The organism is Fibrobacter sp. (genome assembly GCA_017503015.1).
Lineage (GTDB): Bacteria > Fibrobacterota > Fibrobacteria > Fibrobacterales > Fibrobacteraceae > Fibrobacter.
Genome location: JAFVTX010000011.1, coordinates 31,492 through 41,822 on the forward strand (window position 1 = coordinate 31,492; position 10,331 = coordinate 41,822).

The window sequence follows — 10,331 nt, forward strand, 5'->3', positions numbered from 1 at the left end:
TCACTACATCTTGGAGAGGGTCAAAAGGACCGCTCCAATCAAGATGACCACCGTGGACATGGCAAGCTTGATGCGGCCTCCGCGGGAGGCGTATTCGCCGAACACGAAAACTCCCCATAACTGGTTTACCACCAGGTTCAACTGCAAAAGCGGGTAACCTACCGCGTAGCCGAACATGCCGTCGTCGGCAATAGTCCAAAAAATGGCCAGGGTACCGAACATCCACATGACGCCCGACGCCATGGAAAGGAGGGTGGGCACAATGTTTGAATGCCTGATGTCCTTGCGGCGGCGAAATGTCACCAGGCCCACCAGCACGAGGCTTCCGATGCAGACTCCGAAGGAGAAGGGGAACAGGAATTCCATGTCGCCCATGCCGCTGAACTTGAAGGGAATCAGGTAGGTGCCGAACACCGCTCCCGACAAGAGGGAGCGCCAGTTTTTCCAGATGGACTTTGTCTTGCTGGCAGGAATCCAGATGCCGATAATCATGCAGGCGATAGCCGGGATGGAATAGTACAGCAGGGTCTTTTCCTGGAAAATGACCACCCCGCTAAAGAACGAAAGCAAAATGCTCACGCTCATGGACCGTAGGCCAGTCCCTGCCAGGTCCGCTTCAGCCTGCACCGCCCAGAAACACAGCGCACCGCCCAGCACCCAGAGGAGACCGCAACCGATGCCTACGGGGTGAAAGTTGAACTGCCCCGTAACGCAGGTGATGCCCACAGAACAGATGAGCGCCCCGATGGACATGAACGCCAGATAGGACCAGGAGGAGTAGGCGGGATACTTTTTCAGCGGGACCATGTAGGTTCCGAAAGCGAAAATCCCGATAAAGACGCCGATAAGGCTGAGAGTGCTACTTTCCAATGCAGAACCCCGCGAAAATAGATTGTAAAATATCTTCAGAAGAAATTTCGCCCACCACGCTCTGGAGGGAGCGGCGCACCAGCTGCATCTCAAAGGCGAGAAGTTCTACAGCGGGCTGTTTCTGGAGCAGGTCCAGGGCCCGTTTCACCCCTTCGAAGGCCTCGGCGAGGCAGGCCCGTTCCCGCTCGCTGGTAATCCAGATGTCTTCGGGGCTGCGACCTTCGGTAAACAGGGCGGCGTCCATCTTTTGCCTGAGCTCGGCCAGACCCTCACCGGTCTTGGAGGAGACTAGTAGGTTGTAGGGCGTTGGATTCTGGTCACAAGATGGTCCGGCGGAATCCAGCCGGTCCTTCTTGGTAATGACGGTCATGTCGGACTCATCCTTCGTCATGGCGGGCTCGACCCGCCATCCAGCCTCTGTCCCGTCCACCACGTGAATCTTCAGGTCCGCCTCTTTCAGGATTTCACGGCTCTTTTCCATGCTGAGGGCGTCCAGCTCGTCGGTGGCCCGGTCGGCAATGCCTGCGGTATCCACCAGACGGATTTCCCCGCCGGGCAAAAACAGCCGGACCTCCACGAAGTCCCGAGTGGTGCCGGGGACGCTGCTCACGAGAATGCGGTCTTCGCCCAGGAGGGCGTTTACCAGGCTGGACTTGCCCGCGTTGGGGGCTCCGTAGAGCACTACCAGCGGGAGGCGGCTCAGGTTTTCCTTGCCGCGGAAACTCTGGAGGATTTCCGAAATCTTTTCGCCGATGGCCACAATCCTCTTGCGCCAGGAATCGTAATCCGGGTCGGCCTCCTCTTCGGCAAAGTCCACGTCCAGCTCCAGCCGGGCGGACATATCCTTCACCTGTTCGTTCAGTTCCTGAATCTTTTTCGAGAGCGTTCCCGAAAGAAGGCGGTGGGCGTTTTTCAGTTCCGCTCGGTTCGCGCTGTGGATCACGTCGGCCACGGATTCCGCCTGGACCAGGTCCATCTTGCCGTTCAGAAAGGCCCTGCGGGTAAATTCACCAGGTTCTGCCAGACGAACGCCTTGCACCTTGCGGATGGCCTGAATCAGCTCCCGCACGATCAGCGGGTTTCCGTGAGGGTAAAGTTCCAGCGTGTCTTCGCCGGTATAGGAATTGGGTCCTTCGAAAAACAGGTAAAGCAGGCTATCGACGGTTTCGCCGGTTTTAGGGTCCCGGGCAGTTCCAAGACGGGCCTTGTGGCTTTCCAGTCGGGCCACAGCCCTTTCGCCGAACAGGGCCAGAACTACGTCACGCACCTGGGGGCCGCTTACGCGGATGGCCGCCACGGCGCTAACGCCTGCGGGAGTCATGGGTGCGACAATGGTCCGGGAATCCATGCAATTAAATATAGTATTAAAAGTTTGAGAGGTTGTAGGTATTGGGGGTTAGGATCTAGAGGTTAGGATTTAGGGGATAGGATCTAGGGGTTAGGGGTTTGAGGTCGCTTCGCTTTGAGGTGTGAGCTCGGTCGCCAAAGGCTCCCTTTGAGGCTCGTGCCTCATATTTCATACCACACACCTCATACCTCATAACTCACAACCCACGACTCATAACTCACGACTCACGACTCCTAACCCTCGCCTTTTTTCTATCTTCCCTCTCATGAGCAACTTCAAACTGATTTCTCGCCCTCTCGGCACTATCCAATGTTACGTTTTACAGCGCGATGACGGCGCCGAACTGGAAATTCTGAGCGGTTACGGCGGAGGCCTTAACGCCTGGCGCATACCCGTCGCAAAAAACGGCGCGGGCGTCACCGGTTCCGACAAACTGGACCTTCTCTTCGGTTACCGGAAAGGCGATGACATCTACAAGATGGGCCCCGACACCAATGCGGGTTGCAGACTCGCCCCCTTCCCGGGCCGCACCGCCTACGCCAAGTTCACCTGGAATGGCAACACCTACGCCCTTATAAACAACGTGAGTTGGGCGCCCCATGCCCTCCACGGCTTTTTGCAGAACAAGGAATGGAAATTCGAAAGTTTCGAGAACGACTCCGAAAGTTGCACCGCCGTTTTCACCTGCGACTGGCCGGGCGCCTTCGCCGGATTTCCCTTCCCTTTCAAGGTTACAAACAAAGTAACTTTTACAGGAGAATCCTACACCGTAGAAGCCTCTGTGCAGAACATCGGAAAGGCCCTCATGCCCTATTCCGAAGGCTGGCACCCCTACTACAGCCTGGGCGAAAAGGTAGATAGCCTGAAGATGACGCTCCCCGAAAGCAAGCTTGCCCTTCTGGACCAGGCGGACCTTCCCACCGGGAACTTCAAGGACGACACCCGCTTCGTGGGCGGCCGCGCCATCGGTGACGAGTTCATCAACGACTGCTTCTGCCTGGGAGGCGATTTTTCAAGTGCGACGGCACAATCCCAAACCCAGGCCCACGTGTTTTTGGAAGGGAGCGCAGGCAAACTGGACATCTGGCAACAGGCCGGTCAAGGGCAATACAACGCCATCCAGATTTACACGCCTCCTACCCGGGCAAGCATCGCCATCGAGCCCATGACATCGGAGCCCGACGCCCTGAACCACCACCGCGGGCTGATAGAAATCCCTCCCGAAGATTCACGAAAATTTACATTCGGGGCCAAGTTCCAAAAGAAATAAGATACTTATATCTTAATTTTTCTCGCAGTCACCCATAATTTCTTATTTTGGGAAAGTTAAGGAGTGTACTATGAATTTCAAAAAAGCCTTTACCTTTTGCATCCCCGTTCTTCTTGCGGCAAGTCTCTTCACTGCCTGCGGAGACGATTCCTCTAGCACAAAGTCTTCCGAAGAACCGGAATCTTCTGACTCTGCAGGTGAATACTCGAAACCTGTTACCGATGGTGCAACGGAAAGCGCCCAGAAGCTTTACAATTTTCTTTCCTTGAATTACGGCAAGAAAACGGTTTCCGGTTTTATGACCGGAGATGTCAGTTCCTCCAAGGTCAAAGACCTTCCTGACGTGGTTGCTTTTAAAGAGCGCACCGGCAAGTACCCGGCACTGGTGGGATTTGATTTTCTTTTTGCCACCGGTCTAAAGGCAAGCGACGCCTGGTACAAGGAATATACTCAGATGGCCTTGGATGCGGCAAAGGACCTGTGGAACCAGGGTGGCATTCCCGCGTTCACCTGGCACTGGAAGGACCCTAGTGATAAGATTGACGCTTTTTATACCCAATCTGGAAACTCCAAGGAATACACCGATTTTGATTTCACTCAAGGCTTTGCCGACCCTGCCTGTACGGCTAATTGCACCTGGAACAAGGAATCAGAAACCTACAAGCAACTGGTCAGTGACATTGACGAAATTGCCGATATGTTCCTAACCCTCCAGGAATCCGGTGTTGCCGCCATATTCCGCCCGCTTCACGAAGCCAGCGGCAAGTGGTTCTGGTGGGGCACCAAGGGTGGAGCCGCATTCCAGGCACTCTACAATTTGGTCTATGACGAGATGGTTGGAGTCAAGGGAGTCAAGAACCTCATCTGGGTGTGGAATCCGGAATATGCCAAGGACACCGACTGGAATCCAGGCGCAGGCAAGTACGATGTCATAAGCTTGGATATCTACGAGGCGTGGGACTATTCTTCCAAGTTCACTGCAGCTCACAGCGAATTGGCCGCAAACTACGGAACAGACAAGATGCTGGCCATTTCCGAAAACGGTCCTATTCCCGATATGTCTGTAATGGCTTCTGAAAAGAGCGTGTGGTCCTGGTGGATGCCCTGGTACCAAACTTGGAACGGCAACTTCCTGGACCAGACCGTGGACGCCGTATGGAAGGCGAATATGGACAGCCCCTGTACCATCAGCCTCGAAGACATGCCCGGCTGGGACAAGTACACTATGTCCAATACCCCTGTAGCAGATTGCGAAGCGGGTTACAAACTGGCCGAATTGGATACTGCAAGAAAAGTGGAAGAAGTGCTCCCCGACGACATCGCCACCAACGGATGGTTACAGGTTAAGTTCTCCGCAGGCAGCGGCGACACAGCCAAGGGAAACATCGTCATTTTGGAGGGCAGCGTCCCCGACCTGTCCTCCGCCAAGAAAATCACCATGAACGTGAACAACACCAACAAGTTGTCTGGCATCTGGTTCACGGTGGCATTCCTGACGGGAGCCCCCGACTGGGCCTGGGCTCAGCCCGACGGTTGCTGGATTGACGCCGGCAAGTCCATGCCTTGCGAAATAGATCTTTCCACCACCGCCAAAGACCAGAAGGTTCTAGAAGGGGACGACTACACCGCCTTTATGAGCAATATTTCCAAAGTGTACCTGGAAGTATTTGCCGAAGGTTTCAACGGAACGGTCTATTACGATGCCGTGACCGTTGACGGTGCAACCGTAATCAATAATTTTGACAGCCAGCAGAAAATAACCATAGAACAGGGCCAACTCGTAGAGGCCAAGGTTGTAGGAAACGGAAATTAACAAAAAAGAGAGGATTGGGATATGGACTTTAAGATCATCACAATGGCCTTCGGACTATTAGCGGCAACCTATGCAGGAGCCGCTAACGGCGACGGTTACAAGATGAGTGTTTGCTCCAGCGACAAGAGCAAGCTCTGTTACAACGGCAAAGAAATTTTCCTGAATGGTATGAATGTCGCCTGGTGGCATTTTGGTCAGGACGTGGGCAAGGATGCCAACGGAAAAATTCAGAAATTAGACGAGAATTCCGTTCGCAAGGACCTAAAGGATTTAAGGGATGCCGGAGGCAATTCTATCCGTTGGTGGCTATATACCAACAATTCTATGGATCCCACCTTTGATGCCACAACAAACTACGCTACGGGAATAGAAACCCAGACCATAGACAATGTTCAAATGGTGCTGGACATTGCCGAAGAATATGGAATCGTGGTGGACCTGTGCCTGCTTTCCTTTGATATGATGAAGGAATCCTATTCCGCCGATGTCTCCTGGGGGAGCCGGTTCAATTTCAAAGCCAATAGGCTTATCTTGGAAGATACCGTCGCAACCCGAGCTTTTATTGACAAGGCTGTTCTCCCTCTTGTCAAAAAATTCAAGGACCATCCGGCTCTGCTTTCCTGGGAAGTGATCAACGAACCCGAAGGAATGACCAGCACGGAAAATTTCGGAAATGGCTGGGGAACGACTCTTGTTGACATATCTTACATTCAGAGGGTCATCAACATGGTTGCCGACGCCATCCATACCGAAGCCCCCAGCAACCTAGTAAGTAATGGAAGTGCCCGATTCTCCATGACCAGCGACCAGTGCGGTACTAACTACTACACTGACACAAGACTGCTCGCTTCGGGAAACAACAAGTATTCCAAGGGAACTCTCGACTTCTATCAGGTCCATTACTACCCCGAATGGAACACTAACGACGCAAGTCCTTTCCATCATCCTTACAGCTATTTTCAGCTAGACAAGCCCATGGTGGTTGGAGAACTCCCGGGCGCAAGCTGGGACAACATCTCCTCCGGCGGAAACCTGTCTAGCGATCCTGCTGGCTCCAGGGCCATCACCATCGACAGCGCCTATACCTATGCGTTTAAGAATGGGTATTCTGGAGCCCTGGGTTGGACTCTGCATGAAGAGCAAAGCAACTCATTCTATGGCCCTGTTACCTGGAGCTTGGAAAATTCAGCATCCGCATTAACCAAGATTTACAATCTGGACTCTTCAAAGGTTAAACTGAAGGACTTTGCCTCGTCTGCTTCCGGACAGAACGGCTGGATGAAGGTGACCTACAGCAACACCGATGCAAAAGAAGGTGCTAACCTCACCTACAACTTTACGCAAAACCTATCGTCTGCGACGGCGATTACCTTTACGGTCAAGAATAACGCCACAAGTGACCTGCAGTACACGATGGCCCTAAAGACCAACGACAAGGATGCCCACCAAGCTTGGGGATGGTATAACGCCAATAGTTACTGCGACGTGAAGGCCGGGGCAACAGCCACCTGCACATTCCCCATAAATAAGTTTGCCTATTGGGAAGACGATTACTCTATCTCCTCTAACTTGGGTAACCTTTTCCAGGTTATCATCAAGCTTACCACAGACAAGTTCAGCGGTGAAGTGCTCATCGATAACGTGAAGGTCGACAATAGCATCGTAATCAATGATTTCGATACCGAGTTTGACACGTTCACGCCGGAGACAGCGACCATTACCAAGGTGGAGACCTATTTTGACGGGACTCCTTCACAAAAGCCCAGCTATGTGTATCACGCTCCTAGCCAGAGCTTGGGGGCAAGACTGACATTCCAAGGCAGCAGCCTCTCCTTCACGACGGCACGTTCCGGAAACGTTTCGCTGGACGTGTTCGACCTGCAGGGGAACCGTGTGGCTAGCCTCTACAAGGGTGCCCTCTCTGCCGGGACCCACCAGTTTAGTCTTTCGGGCATGGCCCGCGGGTCGTACCTGGTGCGGGCCAAGGGTGCCGGACTTTCTGCAACGAAGCGGATTGTCATCAAGTAAGGCCTGAATTTTTTCAAAAGGAATCCCTGCAACCAAAGTTGCGGGGATTTTTCTTTGGGTTGAAAATACCTCGGGTTTTTGCTATATTGGCCCAAACCTCGGAGAGATGCCAGAGTGGTCGATTGGGCCGGTCTCGAAAACCGGAGTCTGTCACAGGACCGAGGGTTCGAACCCCTCTCTCTCCTGAAAAAATAAAGGACCCCCTGCGGGTCCTTTATTTTTTCATGGGTAGATGTTCGAACCCTGGTCGAGGGTTCGATTGACTGCGCGTGAACGAAGTGAACTTGCGCAGTCAAGGATTTTGGCGAAGCCAAAACCCGGAGGGGCACGAAGGAATGAAATGACTGAGTGATCCCACCCCTCTTTTAACGACCGTTCGGCGTCCTCATTTGGTACTGTCCCTCCGGACACGCCTCACTTTCGCAACCGCCCCCAGTTAATACTGGGGGCTTGTTGCTCACGACGACCGTTCGGCGTCCTCCTATTCGTCCACCATCGTCATGCCGAGCCTGCGAGGCATCCAGGAACGAACCGCCCTAGATTCTTACCCAAAGGGCATAACTCAACTAAGGAAACAAGTTTCCAAGTTTCGTTTATCGGCTTCGCACTCAGGATGACGACGGGGTCTTAGGGGCGGAGCCCCTAGGAGAAGGGGTAGCGAATGATGTATGGAGATCCCCGCCTCCGCGGGGATGACATACAGCAGTAGCGAGGGGAGCGCCCTCCCCTTTACTATATTAATGTACACTATGAGCGAAAACTGCCTTTTCTGTAAAATCATCAAGGGAGAAATCCCTTCCAAGAAAATCTACGAAGACGACGACGTGTTCGCCTTCTACGACGTGGCACCCCAGGCCCCCGTCCACTTTCTGGTGGTCCCCAAGCGCCATATCGCCTCCCTCATGGACATGAAGCCCGAAGACGCCGAACTGGTGGGCAAGCTGCTCTACCGCGGCCAGCAAATCGCCAAGGACCTGGGACTCGAAGAGTCCGGCGCCCGTTTCGTGTTCAACTGCAAGGAAGATGCGGGTCAGACCGTTTTCCACATCCACCTGCACGTGGTGGGCGGACAGAAGTTCGGCTGGCCTCCGTTCCCGGTTGTCTAGTTACTAGTTCTAAGTTCTGAGTTACTAGCCAAATCCTAGTAACTAGAAACTAGTAACTAATAACTCCATACCTGCTTTTCATGCAAAAAACAAAATCCATAGTCCTCCACCGTTACCCCTACAGCGATTCCAGCTGGATCGTGAAGGCCCTGACGGAGGAATGTGGGATCGTGTCCTTCATCGTGAAGGGCGGAAAGCGGAAGGAGTCGCCTTTCAGGGGCGCCCTGGACCCGCTCGCTCTTGCGGAGGTGGTGTTCAAGCACAACCCGAATGCCGAACTGCAATTCGTCAAGGAGGCCACGCTTCTCCGCTGGCACGAATCCATGCGGGGCGACCTGCTGCACCTGGCGCAGGCCCAGGTGATGGCGGAAATGATCCTGCGTTACGCCCCCCAGGGCGTGCCCCTGGACGAGGAATTCCAGCATCTGGAAGCATCGCTTGCGGAACTGGACAGCAAGGGCCTTGCCGACGGCGCTTTCGCCCGCTGGCTCCTTGCCACCTGCGAAATGTGGGGCTACCATCTGGAACTTGGCGCCTGCGGACGCTGCGAAAAGCCCCTGACGGAACCGGCGGCGGATTTTTCTCCGGAATCGGGGACGTTCCTGTGCAAGGACTGCCTGGGAGTCGCCTCCCCCCGCGCCAAGAAAGAAACCCTGGACGGATTCTGGGCACTCCACAGGAACTTGCCCTTTCAAGATTTCCAATATACCGAGAACGCCTTAATTTCCTATCTTAGGAACCACATCGGCTTCTTGAAGGAGATTCATTCCCTCCAATGGCTACAGGAGATTCGAAAACTATGCTCAACCCCAAAGACATAACCGAAAAGAAAGCCAAGGGTGAAAAAATTTCCATGGTCACCGCCTACGACTACGCCTTCGCCCAGATGGCGGAGGCCGCAGGCATCGACCAGATTCTGGTGGGCGACAGCCTCGCCAACACCATGCTGGGCTACAAGACCACCCGCGACGTGGGCATGACCGAAATGCTCATCTTCGTGGGAGCGGTGTGCCGGGGTGCCCCAAACACCCACGTGGTAGCCGACATGCCCTACATGAGCGACAAGGATCCCCAGACCGCCTACGACAATGCCCGCCGGTTTCTGGACCTGGGTGCTGCCAGCGTCAAGCTGGAAGGAACTCCCCAGGGTGTGCTGGAATTCCTCTGCGGTCACGACATTCCCGTGTGCGCCCACCTGGGACTGCTCCCCCAGACGGCGGAAAACTTCAAGCAGAAGGGAAAGACGGAAGAAGAGGCCCGCGCCATCGAACAGGCCGCCCGCTTTGTGGATAACCTGGGCTGTTTCGAGATGGTGCTGGAGCACATTCCCGAAGAACTGGGCACAAAAATCACCCGGGAGGTGAAGGCCGTGACTATCGGCATCGGCGGCGGGCGCTATACCGACGGCCAGGTGCTGGTGATGCACGACGCCCTGGGCATGCACCAGAAAAAGATTCCGCCCTTCGCCACCAAGTTCGTGAACATGTTCGACCTTGGCGTAGAAGGATTCAAGAAATACATCGACAGCGTGAAAAATCCCGCGCTATAATTCCAGCTGCAAGAAATTTTTCTCTTGTAGATAAACTTTTTTTGCGTCCGGCGAGACTCTCGACGGACGTTTTTTTGTTTTTCGACAGACGAATTTCCACGTTCCGAAAAAAAATTTTTCAAAAAAAATTCAAAAATTTTTCGCGACAAAAATCTCTTCGCGATGTCTCAAAATGAAAAATTTTTCAGACAACAAAACAAAAACACTCTTATCAAAAACTTTTATCAAAACTTTGATTATCATTAAGTTATGAAATCAAAAAACGACCTGTTTTCACAGACAAAGTAACAAACAGGGGTCGCACGCGTATAATGACAGATTTTTTCCTTGTCAATACCTTTTTGAAA

8 protein-coding genes and 1 tRNA gene are annotated in these 10,331 nt (G+C 53.5%); 7 read left to right on the top strand and 2 right to left on the bottom strand.

The genetic code is table 11. From position 1 onward, the window contains the following. Positions 1-3: 3 nt before the first annotated feature. Positions 4-807 (bottom strand): sugar transporter, encoded by an 804-nt coding sequence (locus tag IKB43_02460; protein ID MBR2469006.1) that lies wholly within the window; start codon positions 805-807, stop codon positions 4-6. 52 nt (positions 808-859) lie between these two features. Then, positions 860-2,218: a tRNA uridine-5-carboxymethylaminomethyl(34) synthesis GTPase MnmE gene (gene mnmE, locus IKB43_02465; protein MBR2469007.1), complete on the bottom strand. Its 1,359-nt coding sequence runs from the start codon at positions 2,216-2,218 to the stop codon at positions 860-862. Positions 2,219-2,483: 265 nt separating this feature from the next. Between mnmE and IKB43_02470 the strand changes: the two genes are divergently transcribed. From IKB43_02470 to panB, 7 genes are all read left to right on the top strand, one after another. After that, positions 2,484-3,488: an aldose 1-epimerase gene (locus IKB43_02470; GenBank protein MBR2469008.1), complete on the top strand. Its 1,005-nt coding sequence runs from the start codon at positions 2,484-2,486 to the stop codon at positions 3,486-3,488. 70 nt (positions 3,489-3,558) lie between these two features. Then, positions 3,559-5,301 carry a hypothetical protein gene (locus IKB43_02475; GenBank protein ID MBR2469009.1) on the top strand — a complete coding sequence of 581 codons (1,743 nt, stop codon included), beginning with the start codon at positions 3,559-3,561 and terminating at the stop codon, positions 5,299-5,301. Between the two features lie 21 nt (positions 5,302-5,322). Continuing rightward, entirely contained in the window at positions 5,323-7,329 is a 2,007-nt protein-coding gene (locus IKB43_02480; protein ID MBR2469010.1) for a cellulase family glycosylhydrolase, read from the top strand. A 100-nt stretch (positions 7,330-7,429) separates the two neighbouring features. Beyond that, positions 7,430-7,514 (top strand) — tRNA-Ser (locus tag IKB43_02485). A 564-nt stretch (positions 7,515-8,078) separates the two neighbouring features. After that, positions 8,079-8,435, top strand: coding sequence for a histidine triad nucleotide-binding protein (locus IKB43_02490; protein ID MBR2469011.1), 357 nt, complete (start codon positions 8,079-8,081; stop codon positions 8,433-8,435). Between the two features lie 80 nt (positions 8,436-8,515). Further along, the gene (gene recO, locus IKB43_02495; GenBank protein MBR2469012.1) at positions 8,516-9,256 is read left to right on the top strand and encodes a DNA repair protein RecO; all 741 of its coding nucleotides are present in this window, start codon (positions 8,516-8,518) and stop codon (positions 9,254-9,256) included. Continuing rightward, the gene (gene panB / locus IKB43_02500) at positions 9,235-9,984 is read left to right on the top strand and encodes a 3-methyl-2-oxobutanoate hydroxymethyltransferase (protein MBR2469013.1); all 750 of its coding nucleotides are present in this window, start codon (positions 9,235-9,237) and stop codon (positions 9,982-9,984) included. Before recO ends, panB begins: the two co-directional genes overlap by 22 nt. Positions 9,985-10,331 lie beyond the last annotated feature (347 nt).

Coding starts and splice junctions, on each gene's coding strand:
- IKB43_02490 (MBR2469011.1), top strand. CDS start 8,079: ATGAGCGAAAACTGCCTTTTCTGTAAAATCATCAAGGGAGAAATCCCT.
- IKB43_02480 (MBR2469010.1), top strand. CDS start 5,323: ATGGACTTTAAGATCATCACAATGGCCTTCGGACTATTAGCGGCAACC.
- panB (MBR2469013.1), top strand. CDS start 9,235: ATGCTCAACCCCAAAGACATAACCGAAAAGAAAGCCAAGGGTGAAAAA.
- mnmE (MBR2469007.1), bottom strand. CDS start 2,218: ATGGATTCCCGGACCATTGTCGCACCCATGACTCCCGCAGGCGTTAGC.
- recO (MBR2469012.1), top strand. CDS start 8,516: ATGCAAAAAACAAAATCCATAGTCCTCCACCGTTACCCCTACAGCGAT.
- IKB43_02460 (MBR2469006.1), bottom strand. CDS start 807: ATGGTCCCGCTGAAAAAGTATCCCGCCTACTCCTCCTGGTCCTATCTG.
- IKB43_02475 (MBR2469009.1), top strand. CDS start 3,559: ATGAATTTCAAAAAAGCCTTTACCTTTTGCATCCCCGTTCTTCTTGCG.
- IKB43_02470 (MBR2469008.1), top strand. CDS start 2,484: ATGAGCAACTTCAAACTGATTTCTCGCCCTCTCGGCACTATCCAATGT.